The organism is Loktanella atrilutea (assembly GCF_900128995.1).
Classification (GTDB): domain Bacteria; phylum Pseudomonadota; class Alphaproteobacteria; order Rhodobacterales; family Rhodobacteraceae; genus Loktanella; species Loktanella atrilutea.
The window spans coordinates 23766-39937 of sequence record NZ_FQUE01000006.1 but is presented as its reverse complement, the minus strand read 5'-3'; the positions used below and the strand labels follow the sequence as shown (position 1 = coordinate 39937).

Annotated in this window: 15 protein-coding genes; 11 read left to right on the top strand and 4 right to left on the bottom strand. The window is 67.5% G+C overall.

What is annotated here, in order from left to right; translation table 11 throughout:
* Positions 1–2 precede the first annotated feature (2 nt).
* Positions 3–389 (top strand): hypothetical protein, encoded by a 387-nt coding sequence (locus BUA54_RS13050; RefSeq protein WP_072857701.1) that lies wholly within the window; start codon positions 3–5, stop codon positions 387–389.
* On the opposite strand, the gene BUA54_RS13045 is transcribed toward BUA54_RS13050, so the two are convergent.
* From BUA54_RS13045 to BUA54_RS13030, 4 genes are read right to left on the bottom strand one after another with little or no spacing between them, the layout of a single operon-like run.
* A complete protein-coding gene (locus tag BUA54_RS13045; RefSeq protein WP_245810665.1) occupies positions 386–1954 on the bottom strand; it encodes a Ppx/GppA family phosphatase in 1569 nt (522 codons plus the stop codon). The two genes, BUA54_RS13050 and BUA54_RS13045, sit on opposite strands and share 4 nt — an antisense overlap.
* 57 nt (positions 1955–2011) lie before the next feature.
* Positions 2012–4177, bottom strand: coding sequence for an RNA degradosome polyphosphate kinase (locus BUA54_RS13040; protein WP_072857865.1), 2166 nt, complete (start codon positions 4175–4177; stop codon positions 2012–2014).
* Positions 4178–4229: 52 nt separating this feature from the next.
* On the bottom strand, positions 4230–4886 hold the full coding sequence (locus BUA54_RS13035) for a P-loop NTPase family protein (protein ID WP_072857700.1): 657 nt from the start codon (positions 4884–4886) through the stop codon (positions 4230–4232).
* 2 nt (positions 4887–4888) lie between these two features.
* Entirely contained in the window at positions 4889–5947 is a 1059-nt protein-coding gene (locus tag BUA54_RS13030; RefSeq protein WP_072857699.1) for an AI-2E family transporter, read from the bottom strand.
* A gap of 129 nt (positions 5948–6076) precedes the next feature.
* On the opposite strand from BUA54_RS13030, the gene proS reads away from it, so the two are divergent.
* The 10 genes from proS (at position 6077) to BUA54_RS12985 (ending at position 16030) form a co-directional block, all read left to right on the top strand.
* A complete protein-coding gene (gene proS / locus BUA54_RS13025; RefSeq protein ID WP_072857698.1) occupies positions 6077–7414 on the top strand; it encodes a proline--tRNA ligase in 1338 nt (445 codons plus the stop codon).
* 105 nt (positions 7415–7519) lie between these two features.
* Positions 7520–8086, top strand: a complete 567-nt coding sequence (locus tag BUA54_RS13020; protein ID WP_072857697.1) for a peroxiredoxin — start codon at positions 7520–7522, stop codon at positions 8084–8086.
* Positions 8083–8691 (top strand): DUF2937 family protein, encoded by a 609-nt coding sequence (locus tag BUA54_RS13015; RefSeq protein WP_072857696.1) that lies wholly within the window; start codon positions 8083–8085, stop codon positions 8689–8691. Before BUA54_RS13020 ends, BUA54_RS13015 begins: the two co-directional genes overlap by 4 nt.
* A 13-nt stretch (positions 8692–8704) precedes the next feature.
* Positions 8705–9412 (top strand): ThuA domain-containing protein, encoded by a 708-nt coding sequence (locus BUA54_RS13010; protein ID WP_072857695.1) that lies wholly within the window; start codon positions 8705–8707, stop codon positions 9410–9412.
* Positions 9413–9541: 129 nt separating this feature from the next.
* Positions 9542–11137 (top strand): OpgD/OpgG family glucan biosynthesis protein, encoded by a 1596-nt coding sequence (locus BUA54_RS13005; RefSeq protein WP_072857694.1) that lies wholly within the window; start codon positions 9542–9544, stop codon positions 11135–11137.
* The gene (locus BUA54_RS21260) at positions 11122–11280 is read left to right on the top strand and encodes a hypothetical protein (RefSeq protein ID WP_178352749.1); all 159 of its coding nucleotides are present in this window, start codon (positions 11122–11124) and stop codon (positions 11278–11280) included. Before BUA54_RS13005 ends, BUA54_RS21260 begins: the two co-directional genes overlap by 16 nt.
* 1 nt (position 11281) lies before the next feature.
* Positions 11282–13069: a glucans biosynthesis glucosyltransferase MdoH gene (mdoH, locus tag BUA54_RS13000; protein ID WP_072857693.1), complete on the top strand. Its 1788-nt coding sequence runs from the start codon at positions 11282–11284 to the stop codon at positions 13067–13069.
* Positions 13044–14306, top strand: coding sequence for an OpgC family protein (locus BUA54_RS12995; RefSeq protein WP_084114396.1), 1263 nt, complete (start codon positions 13044–13046; stop codon positions 14304–14306). Before mdoH ends, BUA54_RS12995 begins: the two co-directional genes overlap by 26 nt.
* 84 nt (positions 14307–14390) lie before the next feature.
* The gene (locus BUA54_RS12990) at positions 14391–14672 is read left to right on the top strand and encodes a helix-turn-helix domain-containing protein (RefSeq protein ID WP_072857692.1); all 282 of its coding nucleotides are present in this window, start codon (positions 14391–14393) and stop codon (positions 14670–14672) included.
* A 272-nt stretch (positions 14673–14944) separates the two neighbouring features.
* Positions 14945–16030, top strand: a complete 1086-nt coding sequence (locus tag BUA54_RS12985) for a TRAP transporter substrate-binding protein (RefSeq protein WP_072857691.1) — start codon at positions 14945–14947, stop codon at positions 16028–16030.
* The last annotated feature ends 142 nt before the right edge of the window (positions 16031–16172 follow it).

Below are 16172 nucleotides of genomic sequence, written 5' to 3'. Positions count from 1 at the left end.
GCATGAAACAGTTCATCATCGCCAGCCTGATTGCCGTCGCCGCCGTGCCCGCCATGGCCCAGATGTCCGATCCCCCGCAGGAACAGCAGGACCCGGCCCCCGGCCGCGACCTGATGGAGGAGGGCGCGAAGCTTCTGTTCCGCGGCCTGATGTCCCAGGCGGCACCTGCACTGCGTGACCTGCAGGATCTGGCCGACGACGTCGGCCCCGCGATGAAGATGCTGCGAGAGGAGATGGGCCCGGCGCTGGCCGAGATCATGGCCAATATCGACGACATCTCGAACTACATGCCGCCCAAAATCCTGCCGAACGGTGATATCATCATCCCGCGCAAGCCCGATGCCCCCCGCTACGTCCCGCGCGAAGACGCCGCCGACGTCGAACTCTAGCCCTTGAACTTGACCTCGAAGGTCGCGTCCATCGCCTGTGCCAGCGCCGCCAGCCGCGCCTCGGCGACCTCGCCGTAAAGCGGGCGTGCCCCGGCCGCGAGGGTCAGGGTCAGGTGTTTCGCTTTCGCGTTCCACTTGATCGTCCCCGGTGGGGTGTCGCCATCAAGCCAGAGCATCGCGCCGAACCGCATGGCGCGACCAAGGACGTCCGCCTCCTTCATCTGTTCCGGCGTCAGCATCGCGAAGAGCGGCGCAAAGCGTCCGTCCGGCGTCTTGGAGGAATAGCGCTTCATCAGCGCCAGCCCCAGCTGCACCCGTTCCGAATGTTTCAGCCCGCCCAAGTTTGCGCGCGTCGCGTTGTCAAAGGTGATCTCGGCCCGGTAATCGGGGTGCGCGCGCCAGCTCACGTCATGCAGCAGGCAGGCGGCCTTGATGATCCGCAGCCGCTGCCAGTTGGCGCGGGGAAACAGCGGCTTCACGAAGTCATAGAGCAGCCTGCCAAAGCCGGGCAGGCGGGCGTCCTTGGCCTCGGCAAAGCGGCAGGCCTCGATCAGCGGATCGCGCTCGCGCAGGGCGCGCGGCATTTGCTCGTAGAGCATCCCCTCGCGGATGCCGTAGGACGACACGGCCACGTCGCGCGGCTTGAAGGTGCGCACCAGCTCCTTCAGCACCAGCACCGCCAGCGGCACCAGCGACATCCGGCTGTCGGAAATCCCGCAGCGGCCCCGCAGCTCCTGCAGGTCGGCGGATGCAATGTATTTCGCCGTGTCGCCGATGCGCCGGGCCGTCATGCGGTATTCGTGCAGCACGGTCAGCGGATAGCCGCGCCGTTCCATGTCGACCCGCGCGATGGCCCGCCACGACCCACCGACCAGGAACAGGCGCATCCCCGTCTCGTGGTCCATCTTCGCGTGCAGGTCGGCCACGATCCCCTTGATATGCGTCTTCAGGGCCTTCTTGCCGCCCTTCACCTCGCGCAACTTCAGCGGACCGAGAGGGGATGTCACACGGTGGCCCACACGTCCGTCCGACAGGTCGGCCAATTCCATGCTCGATCCGCCGATGTCGCAGACCATGCCGTAGCTGCCGGGCCAGCCCAGCAGGACGCCCTGCGCCGACAGCCGCGCCTCTTCCTCGCCGTCGATGACCCACAGCTTGATGCCGGTCTCGCGCTCCACCTCCGCCCGGAAATCGGCGCCGTCCGTGGCTTCGCGCACGGCGGCCGTGGCCACGGCGGTCAGCGGCGCGATGCCCATGCCCTCGGCCAGCGCGGCAAAGCGGCGGATCGCGGACAGGGCGCGCACGCGGCCCTGCGGGTTCAGCGTGCCCGTCTCCGACAGGCCGGCGCCCAGCGCGCACATGATCTTTTCGTTGTAGAAATAGGCGGGACTGCGCGCTGCCCCGTCGAACACCACCAACCGGACAGAGTTCGAGCCCACGTCCACGACGCCCACCCGCCCAAGGCTCTGCGACGCTTCGTCATTGAACAGCGGCCGCCCGAAAGGGCCCCAGTCGATGGTCTCGGTGGCGGTGTCGTCCGTCATCGGCTGGTCGTCCCGGGTCATGGCAGGTGATCAACATGTGACGCGCGCGGCGGCGGTGTCAACGCCTGCCGCCCCGCGTCAGTCCTCCGTATGGGTCAGCTGTGGCACGTCGGACGCGCCCGCCGAACCCCGCCCCGACAGCGAGGGGTTCTCCATGAAGAAGCGGTGGCAGTTGAAGGCGAACTCCCCCTCGGGCCATGTGGCGCGTACGAAGGTGCCGTCGGCCTGCATCACCCAGCTTTGCGCCACGTCGGCCATGTTGGCCGCCATGATCTGACTGACGATCTGTGCCTTGACGGTGTTGTTCGTGATCTCGACCAGCGTCTCCACCCGGCGATTGAGGTTCCGGCTCATCCAGTCGGCGGAACTGATGAAGACCCGCGCCTTCTTGCTGGGCAGGGTATGCCCCGCGCCGAAACAGACGATCCGGCTGTGTTCCAAGAACCGGCCCACGATGGACTTGACCCGGATATTCTCCGACAGCCCCACGACGCCCGGCCGCAGCCCGCAGATGCCGCGCACCACAAGGTCGATCTTCACCCCCGCCAGCGACGCCGCATAAAGCGCATCGATCACGTCCTTCTCGATTAGGCTGTTCATCTTGGCCCAGATCACCGCGGGCTTGCCCGCCTGTGCATTGGCGGCCTCCGCCTCGATCATATCGATCAGCCGACCCTTCATGCTGATGGGGGAAATCGCGAGGTTCTCCAGCCCCTCCGGCTGGGCATAGCCCGACAGGTAGTTGAAGACCTTCGTCGCATCCCGCCCCAGCGCCGCGTCGCAGGTGAACAGCGACACGTCCGTGTAGATCCGCGCCGTGATCGGGTGATAGTTTCCGGTGCCGAAGTGGGTATAAGTGACCAGCCTGTCGCCCTCGCGCCGGACAACGGTGCTGATCTTGGCATGGGTCTTGTAGTTCAGGAAGCCATAGACGACATGCGCGCCTGCGCGTTCCAGCCGCCGGGACTGGCGGATGTTGGCGGCCTCGTCGAACCGGGCCTTCAACTCGACCAGAGCCGTGACCGATTTGCCGTCCTCCGCCGCCTCGCACAGCGCCTCGACGATGGGCGACTTCTTGGATGTCCGATACAGCGTCTGCTTGATCGCCACCACGTCCGGATCGCGCGCCGCCTGCGTCAGGAAGCGGATCACCATGTCGAAGGTCTCGTAGGGGTGATGCAGCAGCATGTCCTTCTGCCGGATCGCCGCGAACATGTCGCCGTCGTGGTCCTGCACCCGTTCCGGCACCCGCGGGCTGAACGGCGGCCACAGCAGGTCCGGCCGGTCGTCCAGCACCAGTTCCGCCAGATCGGAAATGCCGATCAGCCCGTCGACGTTGACGACCTCCTCCTCCGTCACATGCAACTCCTGCATGATCAGCACCCGCAGCGGGGCGGGGGCGTTGTCGGAAATCTTCAGCCGCACGACCTCGCCGCGCCGCCGGCGCTTCAACGCGACCTCGAACTCGCGCACCAGATCCTCGGCCTCGTCCTCAAGCTCGAGATCGCTGTCGCGCAGCACCTTGAAGGCGCAGTTCCCCTTGACCTTGTAGCCGGGATAAAGCCGCCCGACGAACTGCAGCAGCAGCTCTTCCAGCGGGACGAAGCGGAAATCATCGCCCGGCAGCCGGACGAACCGCCTGATCTGCGCCGGCACCGGCAACAGGGCCCGGAGGGCCCGCTTGTCGCTGGCGCGTTCCAGTTGCAGCGCAAGGGCGAAGCCCTCGTTCGGCAGGAAGGGGAAGGGGTGCGCCGGATCGATCGCCAGCGGCGACAGCACCGGAAACACCTGTTCGAGGAAGAAATCACCGAGGAAGGCGATATCCTCTTCCGTCAGGTCGGTGCGGTTGAGGATATGGATGTCCGCCGCCGCCATTTCGGTCGTCAGGGCGCGGAACACCGTCTGCTGACGGTCCATCAACTCGCGTGCCTTCACGTCGATCAGGCCCAGCTGTTCCGCGGGCGTCCGCCCGTCCAGACCGGGCGTCGTGTTGCCCGCATGGGCCAGCTCGCGCAGGCCCGCGACCCGCACGGTATAGAACTCGTCAAGGTTCGTGGCGCTGATCGACAGGAACCGCAGGCGTTCCAGCAGCGGCACGCGGGTGTTTTCCGCCTCTTCCAGCACGCGCATGTTGAACCCGATCCACGACAGTTCGCGGTTCACGAAGCGGTCGGCGGTGGTCAGGTCGATGTCCAGCGCGACCGGGTCGGGGGCGCCGTGTTCCAGAAAATCAGCGTTCATCATCGGGGCCTTCTGACCGGTTTTCATGGCAGGCGTGTGACAAGTCTCACAACAGTCACGCCGGGCTGTCCAGCACCTGCGCCGCCAGCTTCACGGTGATCGCCCGCTTGTGTTGCAGCGCCATGGCATCGAGCGCCGCGACGATCCGTTGCGCCGCGGCAAAGGACCGTTCGATCCGCGCCGCAAGGTAGCTGACGACGCCCGGCGGCGGCAGGATCTGGCGATCCGCGAACAGCTTCATCAGCACCGCCTGCAACAGGGCGTCGTCGGGTGCCGCGATGCTGGCGGGCGTCGTCGCCTGCATCCGGCTGGCCAGATCGGGCAGCGCCACGTCCCAGCGTGCCGGCAGGCTGCGCGCGGTCAGCAGCAGGGGCAACCGGTGCGCGACCATGTGATTGTGCAGGTGGAACAGCGCCTCCTCGCGCGCACGGGGCAGGCGGTCCGCATCTTCCACCACCACGGCGCCGTCGGGGCGCAGGTCGTCCGGCAGATCGCCCGCCGCGACGATCCGGGCATCGGCGCGCGCCGCAAGGACACGGGCAAGGTGGCTTTTGCCCGATCCCTCCGGCCCGGTCAGCACCAGTTTGCCCTGCGGCCATGCGGCGGGTGCGCCGACCATGGCATAGGCCTCGCGGTTGGGGGCGGCGACGAAGAAATCCTCGTCTCCCAGCGCCACGCCCACCGGCCAGTCGAAGGTCAGCTGGTGCGCCATGTTCACCGGTCCGTCGCGCCGCGGTACAGGTCGCTGGCACGGTAGCGGTCGAGTGCAAAGCGCATCACCACGCCGATCACCGCGGCGACCGGCACGGCGACCAGCAGGCCCACGAAACCGAACAGCGACCCGAAGACCGACAGCGCGAACAGCAGCCAGACCGGGTGCAGGCCGACGGAGTTGCCGACCAGCTTCGGCGTCAGGATGTTGCCTTCGACGAACTGGCCGGACTGGAAGATCGCCCAGACCGCGATGATCCACGCCCAGTCGCCCCAGAACTGGAACAGCGCCAGCCCGATCGCCAGCCCGCCGCCCACGATGGCGCCGACGTAGGGAATGAAGGTCAGCGCCCCCGCCACCGCACCCACGACCAGCCCGAAGTTCAGGCCGACCAGCGCCAGCGCCACGGCGTAATAGACGCCGAGGATCAGGCAGACGAGGCCCTGACCCCGGATGAAGCTGGCCAGCGTCCGGTCGATCTGTCGTGCAAGGTCGCGTATCGTGTTGACGTGGTCCCGTGGCAGCAACGCATCGACCCGCGCCGTCATGTTGTCCCAGTCCAGCAGCAGATAGACCGCCACGACCGGCACCACGACCAGCAGGACAATGACGTTCACCAGCCCCATCGCCGACGACAGCACCGTGTTCAGCACCTCGCCGCCGCGCGACTGGATCATCTCTCCAATGCTGCTCAGTTGGGTGCGGATGGAACTCCCCTCTTCCAGCAGGTCGGGGAAGCGCGCCGTCAGCCAGCCCTGCAGCTTGTTGAAAAGCTCCGGCGCGGTTGCGATCAGATCCGTCAGCTGGTTGATCAGGGTCGGGATCACCAGCAGGATGATCACCACGAAAAGCACCAGCGCCACCAGCGAGATGATCGCGACAGAGATCGCGCGGCTGAGACCTAGCCGTTCCAGCCGATCCGCCACGGGGTCGAGGATATAGGCGATGGCCCCGCCCAGCAGGAAGGGCATGATGACGTTGCCCAGCAGGTAAAGAAGGACGAAGAACACCACCGCGGCGATGCCCCAGTAAAGCGTCTGTTGGCGCGGTGACATGGCCATCGGCTCATCCTCTGTGCGGGTTCGTCCCTCAATGCCGCAGCGGCGCGCACAGGGCAAGCCATGCTTGCGGGCGGGCAGGGGGCCGATTAGACAGTTCCGCAAACCCAAGCTCAGAAGGTCGAACCCCTCATGCGGATGTCGCGCTACTTCCTCCCCGTCCTCAAGGAAACCCCGCGCGAGGCGCAGATCGTCAGCCACCGCCTGATGCTGCAGGCGGGACTGATCAAGCAGGCGAGCGCCGGCATCTATTCCTGGCTGCCGATGGGCTACAAGATCCTGCGCCGGATCGAGCAGATCGTCCACGAGGAGCAGGCGAAGGCAGGCCACCTCGCCATGCTGATGCCGACGATCCAGTCCGCCGACCTGTGGCGCGAAAGCGGCCGCTACGACGCCTACGGCGACGAGATGCTGCGCATCAAGGACCGCGGCGGGCGCGACATGCTCTTCACCCCCACGGCAGAGGAGCTCGTCACCGACATCTTCCGCGCGCACGTCAATAGCTATAAGGACCTGCCGCTGACGCTCTACCAGATCCAGTGGAAGTTCCGGGACGAGACGCGCCCCCGCTTCGGCGTGATGCGCGGCCGCGAGTTCCTGATGAAGGACGGCTACAACTTCGACCTGACGCAGGAAGACGCGCTGCACGCCTACAACCGCCACCTCGTCACCTATCTGCGCACCTACGAACGCATGGGCCTGCAAGCGATCCCGATGCGCGCCGACAGCGGCCCCATCGGCGGCGAGGACACGCACGAATTTCTCGTATTGGCCGAAACGGGCGAATCCGAGGTCTTCTACGACAGCCAGATCACCGACCTGACCTTCGGCGACCGCGACATCGACTTCACCGACAAGGCCGCCTGCGCGGCGGTGCTGGAGGAGTTCACCTCGCGCTACGCCCGCACCGACGAGACGCATGACGAGGCGGTCTTTGCGCAGGTCCCCGAGGAACGCCGCCGCACCGCGCGCGGCATCGAGGTCGGGCAGATCTTCTACTTCGGCACCAAGTATTCCGACGCCATGGGCGCCACCGTGCAGGGCCCCGACGGCAAGTCCGTGCCCGTCCACATGGGATCGCACGGCATCGGCGTCTCCCGCCTTCTGGGCGCCATCATCGAGGCGAGCCATGACGACAAGGGCATCATCTGGCCCGAAGGCGTGACCCCCTTCCACGTCGGCATCGTCAACCTGCGCCAGGGTGACGGCGAAACCGACGCTGCCTGCGAGGACCTCTACGCCAAGCTCAAGGCCCGCGGCCTCGATCCGCTCTACGACGACCGGGACGAGCGGGCAGGGGCCAAGTTCGGCACGATGGACCTGATCGGCCTGCCGTGGCGCATCACCGTGGGGCCGCGCGGCCTCAAGTCCGGGGTCGTCGAACTCACCTCGCGCCGGACGGGCGAAAGCGAGGAGATCGCGCCGGAAGAGGCCATCGCCCGCATCGCCGCGATCTACGACGGCATCTGATGTCACACCGGGGCGGCGCTTGCGCCGCCCCAAGCCTTGCCGGTGGACAGACCGCCCCGACTCGCGGCACACTCTTCGCAAAACAAGAGCAGCCCGAGGCAATCCATGTCACTCACCTCCGTCGACTGGACGACGATCCCCGCGCCGCGCGACGATGGAGGGGCCGCGCATCTGACCGGCCTTGCAATGCCGCCGGTCGCCTTGCCCGCCACCGATGGCCGCACCGTCGACCTCTCGGCGCTGCCCGGCCTCGCGGTGATTTACATCTACCCGATGACCGGGCGCCCCGACCGCCCGTTGCCCGCTGACTGGGACGCGACGCCGGGCGCACGCGGCTGCACGCCGCAGTCCTGCGCCTACCGCGATCACTTCGCCGATCTGCGCGACCGGGGCGTCGACCACCTCTTCGGCCTCTCGACCCAGACCACCGCCTGGCAGGCCGAGGCAGTCAGCCGCCTGCATCTGCCCTATCCGCTTCTGTCGGACGCGGACCTGTCGCTGACCCGCGCCCTGAACCTGCCGACGTTCCAGGCGGACGGTATGACCCTTCTGAAACGCTGCACCCTGATTCTGCGCGACAGCGTGATCTCGCAGGTGAACTACCCGGTCTATCCCCCCGATCAGGACGCCGCACGGGTCCTTGCATGGCTCGACGATCCGGTCGCGCCATGATCCGGACCCTCGCCCTTGCCGGTGGCATCGCGGGTGCGGCCGTATGTTCGCAATATCCTGAATTTGCGCAGCAATACCTGCAACGCCTCGCGGGGCAGGTGGATGCGCTGGAAATCGTCGTCACGGATTTCGAGGCTTCGGCCATGCGGGCCGGCCTGACCCGGGGGCAGGCCCTGTCGGAACTGAGCGGCACACCCTTCCTTGCCGACCGGCAGGCCGACATGCGCCGCACCTTCCGCCGCTATGCCGTGCTGTCCGACAACCTTGCCACCCTGCGCGCCGCCAGCCCGCTGGACCGCATCACCATGCCGCAGCGCCTTGGCGATCCTGCCACCTTTGCCGCGACGTGGGCTGACTATCGCCCTGCGATGCCGGTGACCGCCGCCGGCGTCGTGACGGGGGGCGTGGGTTTCCTGCTGGGCTGGGCCTTGATCCGCATGCTCTGGTCGCTGCTGATGCGCCCGTTCCGACGCCCCGCACGACCCGCCGCCCCGCGCCGCGCCGCCGCCACCCGGCGGCCGGGCCGCGTCGAACCCATCGTGTTGCGCGACGCGGTTGCAACCCCCGTGCCACGCCTGTCCGGCGTGCGCCGCGACGACCCTTGAAAGGAGCACTGTCATGAAAGCCCTGATCACATGGGGTGGCTGGGACGGCCACGAACCCGACCGCGTCGCCGCCCTGTTCCGCGACATGCTGGTGGCGGAAGGCGTCGATGTTACCATGACTGACAGCCTCGCGCCCTTCGACGATCCCGACCTGCTGCGATCCCTCGACCTGATCGTCCCGGTCTGGACGATGTCAGAGTTGTCCCGCACGGCCGCCACCAACGTGTCAGAGGCCGTGGCCCGCGGCACCGGCCTCGCAGGCTGTCACGGCGGCATGTGCGACGCCTTCCGCGGCAATCCTCTCTGGCAATTCATCACCGGCGCCAACTGGGTCGCCCATCCCGGCGGCGACGGGGTGAAGCATCGCATCACCATCACGTCCGACGACCCCCTCGTCGCCGGCCTGCCGGATTTCGACGTCGAGACAGAGCAATACTACCTGCACACTGACCCCGCCAACATCGTGCTGGCAACCACCCGCACCGATGTCGTGACATGGTATCACAGCCCCAACGGCCCGGTGTACATGCCCGTCGCCTGGACACGGGCCTGGGGCCTTGGCCGGGTCTACTACAATGCGCTGGGCCACCGTGCATCCGTGATCGCCGATGGCCCCCCGGCCGAGATGCTGCGTCGCGGCCTTCTCTGGGCGGCAGAGGGCAAGGCCGCAGCGGCGGGCCGTTCGGTCGATCACCTGCAACACGCGGGCAACCACGGCTGACCCTGCGTCAGCCGTCGAGCGTCCCGAACCCTGCCAAGCAAATCTTCGCGCAATATCGCGGAGTGTCTTGAAGTCGTGAGGTTTTGCCGTGCATTCTGCAGTGCAGCACGAATCGGAAGCCGACGCCAGATGCCCATGCCCGCCCGCCCGTTCCACCCGTCGCGACGGACCTTCCTGCGCGGCGGCCTGTCCGTTGCCGCGCTTGCCGCTGTTCTGCCGTCGGCCCGTCTGGCCGCACAGCAGGCCACGGCTTCCGCCAACGACGCGGTCCCCTTCGACTACGACACCCTGATCGCCCGGGCCAAGACGATGGCGGGCAGCGACTACGAGCCCGTCGCTTCCCTTGGTGCACCCTTCGCCGATCTGGACTACGACGCCTACCGCAACATCCAGTTCAAGGAAGACAGTGCCCTCTGGGCCGGTCCGGCCGCGACCGCGGTTCTGCATGCCTACCACCCCGGCTGGCTTTTCGACACGACCGTGCAACTGTTCGAGGTCGCCGAAGGCCGCGCCCGCCCGCTGGTCTTTACCACCGACGATTTCAACTACTACGGCAAGGCGGCAGAACTGATGCCCGCCGGCACCGACCTGCCGGGCGTCGCGGGCTTCCGCCTGAACGCGCCCCTGAACGCCCCGGACCGCTATGACGAGGTCGTGTCCTTCCTCGGCGCCAGCTATTTCCGCGCGCTGGGGGCGGGCAACCGCTACGGCCTCAGCGCCCGCGGCCTCGCGGTGAATACCGCAACCTCGGAAGAGGAAGAATTTCCGATGTTCACGGCCTTCTGGCTGGAACGTCCCGCCCCCGGCGACACCGCGATCCGCTTCTACGCGCTGCTCGACAGCCAGTCCGTCGTCGGGGCCTACCGCTTCGTGCTGACGCCGGGAGAGACGACGACGATGGACGTCACCACGGACCTCTTCTTCCGCAACGACGTGGCGCAGCTTGGCATCGCGCCGCTGACCTCGATGTTTCTCTTCGGGCCCAACGACCGTGGCCATTTCGACGACTATCGCGAACGGGTCCACGACAGCGAGGCGCTGGTCATCAACACCGAAGCGAACACGCTCTACCGTGTGCTCAATAACCCGCCGCGGCTGGCGAACTCCTATTTCTCGACCCCCGCGCCGCAGTCCTTCGGCCTCGTGCAACGGCATCGCGGCTTCGACGACTACCTTGACGCTGGCGCACATTACGAAATGCGGCCCAGCCTGATGGTGCAGCCGCTGGACGACTGGGGCACCGGTAATGTCCGCCTGATCGAGATCCCGTCAGAGCTGGAAGCCAACGACAACATCGTCGCTTTCTGGATCCCCGCCGGCGACTTTAAGGGCGGCGACGAAAAGCGCCTGTCCTACCGCCTGCTGTGGGGGGCGGAGCCTGCGGGCGCAAGTTCGCAACTCGCACAGGTTTCGCGCACCCTTGCCGGAAATGGAGGCGTCGGCGGCCTGAAGCCGCGCACGGACCGGCGAAAGTTCGTCATCGATTTCGAAGGTGCGTCCCTGGGGGAACCTATTGAAGACTCCCCCGTTAGCGCCCAAGTGGACGTCGTCGGTGGAACCATCACGCAAGAGGTGCTGCAGAAGGTCGATGGACACGATCACATGTGGCGCCTCGTGATCGAGGTTGTTGCCGACAATAACGCGACCGTCGAACTGCGGGCCCATCTGGGTGCAGGCGACCGGCCGCTGACAGAAACCTGGGTATACCAATGGCTCAAAGAGTAAACGACACGACCGAGGTCGCCGGCACCGCTGCGGACTGGCAACCTGCCTATGCTCCGCTCGACATGCCGCGTCAGGTGCTGGAACGCGACCGCGTCGGTGCGCTGGTGATGGCGTTCAGCCGCCTGTTCCTGCGCAACGCCTGACATGCGTCCTGCGGCCTCCGCGCAACCCCATCTGCAACCCGCATCGACCCGCCTGTCCCGATTGGCGGGTCTGGTGTTTGCGGGCCTTTGCGCCGCCGCAGCCGCGGCGACGCTCGCTCAGGCTGGCCTGAACACGGGCTTCGACCCTTGGGATGCCGCAGCCGTCGCCCTCATCGCCCTGACCACGGCCTGGCTGGCCTGGGGCGCGGCACAGGCCTTCATCGGCGTGCCGCCCCTCGGCCCGCTGCCAAAGGTCGATCTCCCCGACGGCCCGTTCCCGGCGACCGTCATCCTCGTCCCGATCTGCAACGAAAACCCGGTCGAGGTCTGCGCCCGGGTCGCCGCCATGCGCCAGTCGATGCGCGACGCAGGTGTGCCCGCCGATTTCGCGATCCTCTCCGACACCTCCGACCCCTTGGCGCTGAAGGCCGAACAGACGGCGCTTTCATCGCTCTTCAGCGAACGTGAAGGGCCGAACCGCGTCTATTACCGTGCCCGCACCGACCACCACGGCCGCAAGGCCGGCAATGTCGAGGATTTCATCCGCACCTCCGGCGGCGCCTACATCTACGCGGTGATGCTCGACGCCGACAGCCTGATGGAAGGCGCCACCATCCACCACCTCGTGGCCCGGATGGAGGCGGACCCCGGCATCGGCCTGCTGCAGACCCTGCCGCGCATCGTCGGTGCCACGACCCTCTTCGGCCGCGCGATGCAGTTCTCCGCCAGCTTCCACTCCGCCGTCTTCGCCCGCGGGCTGGCCAGGATGCAAGGGCCCGCCGGACCGTTCTGGGGCCACAATGCCATCACCCGCGTCCGCGCCGTTGCGCAATGCTGCGCGCTGCCCGAACTGTCGGGGCCGCCCCCCTTCGGCGGCACCATCCTGTCCCACGACTACGTCGAGGCGGCGCTGCTGGTCCGTGGCGGCTGGCGCGTGGAAATGGACCCCCGCATCGGCGGCTCGTTCGAGGAGGGGCCCGAAAACCTGCTCGCCTTCGCCCGCCGCGACCGCCGCTGGTGCCAAGGCAACCTGCAGCACATCCGCCTGCTCGGCGCGCCGGGGCTACGGGGGTGGAGCCGTTTCGTCTTCGTGCAGGGCATCCTGTCCTACCTCGTGTCCGTCGCCTGGGGCGCTTTCCTGATCGTCTCGTTGCTGGCCACCGCCACCGCCGGCGCGCCGAATTACTTCCCGGACGCCTACCAGCTCTTTCCCGTTTTCCCCGACGACAAGACCACGCAGATCGTGGCGCTGGCCTGCGGTGTCGGCGGCCTGCTGCTGCTGCCCAAGATCGCCATCCTGCTGGAGTCGATCGCGACCAACCGCAGCGCCGCCTTCGGCGGCCGCCGCCGGTCTGCCCTGTCGGTCCTGTCGGAAACCCTGCTGACCGCCCTGATCGCCCCCCTGATGCTGATGTACCAGACCCGCGCCGTGGCAGAGGTCGTCTCGGGCCGCGACGGTGGCTGGCCTGCCACCGCAAGGGGCGAAGGGCGGCTGTCGCTGGCCGACGGCTGGCGCGCCGGGCGCTGGATCGTCCTGATCGGCCTCGCCACCTCGGCCTTCGTCTTCTTCGCGGCCCCGGACCTCGTGCTCTGGCTGTTGCCCGTCACGGTGCCGATGATCCTCGCCCCGTTGCTGATCGCCACGACCTCGTGGTCCGGCGGCGGCTGGCTCTTTGCCGTGCCCGAGGATACGGCCCTGTCTCCGGTGATTGCGGGCTATCGCCGGCGTCTCGACATCGACCGCCCGGCAGAGGGGGTGGCCCATGGCGCAATCGCCCGCTCGGCCTGACGCCAAGCTGATTCCGATCCGGCAGGGCCTGATCGCCCCGTCGCGCCCCCGCGACCCGCGCATCGACGCCTTCCGCGGCCTTGCGCTGATGATGATCGTCATCGACCACATGCCCGGCAACCCGTGGGAAAACATCACCGTCCGCAACATCGGCTTCTCCGACGCGGCAGAGGCGTTCTTCATCATGTCGGGCATCGCCGCCGGGATCGCCTATTCGCCCGGCGTGGCCCGCTGGCTCTCGCGGGAAGGGCGGCTCTGGGATGCCATCGCGCCGATGTGGCGGCGCGCGTGGACGCTCTATACCGTGCAGATCCTGCTCAGCGTGCTGGCGCTAGCGCTCTTCGCCTGGTCGGCCACCACCTTCTACCGGGCAGAGTTCCGCGAGATGCACGGCCTGTCGCTGATCTACGACAAGACCGGTCCCGCCCTGCTGGGGCTGGCCACGCTGCGCTACCAGCTTGGCTACGTCAACATCCTGCCGTCCTATATCGTCCTGCTGATCGGCGCGCCCTTCGTCCTCGCCGCCGCAGTCCGTGCGCCGTGGCTGACCTTGGCCGCGAGCGCCGCGCTCTGGCTGGTGGCAGGCCAGCAAGGATGGAACATTCCCTATGCGCCGGGCGGCGGCAACTGGTTCCTCAGCCCGGCCGCATGGCAGTTCATCTTCGTCGTGGGTCTCGTGATCGGCGTCCGGCATCGCAACGACCGCCGCCTCGTGCCCGTGTCCCGTCCGGCCTTCGCCGTCGCCCTGGCGTTGCTGGTCTTCGCCTTCGCCTGGCGGCACATGCCGGGGCTGGCAGAGGTGATGAATCACAAGATGGCGCAGCTGGGCGCGCTGGGTGCACCGCGCAATGTCGTGTCCCACGACAAGACGATCCTCGCCCTGCCGCGCCTGCTGCACATGCTGTTGCTGGTCTACGTCCTGTCCTGCCTGCCCGTCGTCACACGCCTCTGTGCCTCGCGCGCCGCCGGTCCGCTGCGGCTGATGGGCGGTCACGGCCTTCTTGTGTTCGGTCTGGGCACCATGCTGTCGCTGTCAGGCCAGATCCTGATGATCGCAGAAGGCGACATGCCTGTCCTGCCGTGGATCCTACCGCCCATCGCGGTGCTGATCTGCTACGTCGCCGCCCGCATGGCCGATGCGGCACGGGCCAGCCGGCCACCGCGCCTGCGCCAGACCGGCGCCGCCGGGCAGGGCGATGCGACGACCCCGACGAAGGGCGCCACCAGCCTGCGCTAAGCCACGTGCGGCACGATCCGGGCTTGATCGGGCACCGGCCTGACCGATGCAGGACTCACGCCCGCCCAAAGGCCGGACCGCGCCATGGTCTTCACCTTCCGCCAGCTTCAGGTCTTCGTCGCCGCGGCAGAACTGGGGTCCATCTCGCGCGCGGCAAAGGCGCTGTCGATCCCTCGATCCTCGGTGCCAGAGGCGATCCAGCTGCTGGAACGCGACCCCGACGTCGCCCTTTTCGACCGCCGCGCCCGCGGCATCACCCTGACGCACCGCGGCTCTGCCTTCCTGCGCCATGCCCACCTGATACGGACCGACGTCGCCACCGCCGCCACGCCTTCCGATCTGGCGAGCAGACCCCCAATCGCCTGATCCCCGGCGTCGCCCCGCTGGTCGCGGGCTTTGTCCTGTCCAACCCGCTGGCCCGCGTCCGCCGCGCCTATCGAAGGACCGAACTCAGCGTCACCGAGGACACCGGTCACCACCCGCAGCACCCGACCGCCGCCGCACCGCCCCATCCGTCCGTTTTTGCACCGATCCGGGCGCTGGACGGTGGACAAGGCGCACGCTGCCTGCTTTGACTGCGCGTCAAGGGCGTGCCAGAACCCGGCGGCCCCGTGATCATTGTCACAGGAGGTTACACAATGGATCGTCGTTCATTCATCCGCACCGGCGCGCTCGGCGCCACCGCCACGGCCCTCGCCGCACCCGCCGTCGCCCAAGGCAACACGACCTGGCGCATGGTCACCACATGGCCCAAGAACTTCCCCGGCCTCGGCGTCGGCGCCCAGCGTCTGGCCGACCGCATCACCGCCGCCTCCGGCGGCCGCCTGACCGTGCAGGTCTACTCCGCCGGTGAAATGGTGCCGCCGCTGCAGTCCCTCGATGCCGTCATCGACGGCACCGCAGAGATGTCGCACGGCGCCGCCTACTACTGGCAGAACAAGTCCGCGGCACTGTCGTTCTTCACCGGCGTGCCCTACGGCATGACGACGCAGGAACTCGGCGCCTGGGTCCGCTTCATGGGCGGGCAAGAGATCTGGGACGAAGTCTACGACCAGTTCGGCGTGCAGGGCTTCCTGTCCGGCAACACCGGCACGCAGGCCGGCGGCTGGTTCAAGAACGAACTGACCGGTGTCGAGGATATCAACGGCCTGCGCTTCCGCACGCCCGGCCTCGGCGGCCAGGTCTGGGAAAAGCTCGGCGCCACCGTGACCAACATGGCGGCAGGAGAGATCTTCCAGGCGCTGCAGTCAGGCACGCTTGACACCGCCGAATTCGTCGGCCCCTACAACGACCTCGCCCTGGGCTTCTATCAGGTCTGCAAGAACTACTACTTCCCCAGCTTCGTGGAACCGGGCCTCGCCACGGAACTCGTCGTCGACAAGGCGAAGTATCAGGCCCTGCCCGAGGATCTGCAGGCCATCGTGCGGGACTGCTCCCAGGCGGAATACGACATGGTCGCCGCCGACTTCGTCGCCAACGACCCGCGCGCGCTGCAGACGCTGGTCAACGACCACGGCGTCATGGTTCACCAGTTCCCCGACAGCATCCTCGAAGCCGGCGCCAAGGCCTCGATGGAGGTCCTGACCGACCTGCGCGACAACGGCGACGCCATGGTCAAGAAGACGGCGGAAAGCTTCGTCGAGTCGCTCAAGATCCTGCGCACCCGCACCCAGGAAATCGACGCTCCCTTCGTCCAGGCGCGCGAAAAGTACCTCACCCTCTGAGGCTTACCGCCTGCGCAAGATGCAAAAGGCCCGGACATCCCGTCCGGGCCTTTTTCGTCTGCCGTGCCGGACGCGGTCCCCCTTCTTCTCGTCGAAAATACCTCGGGGGGTCCGGGGGGCTGGCCCCCCGGCGGATCGGACC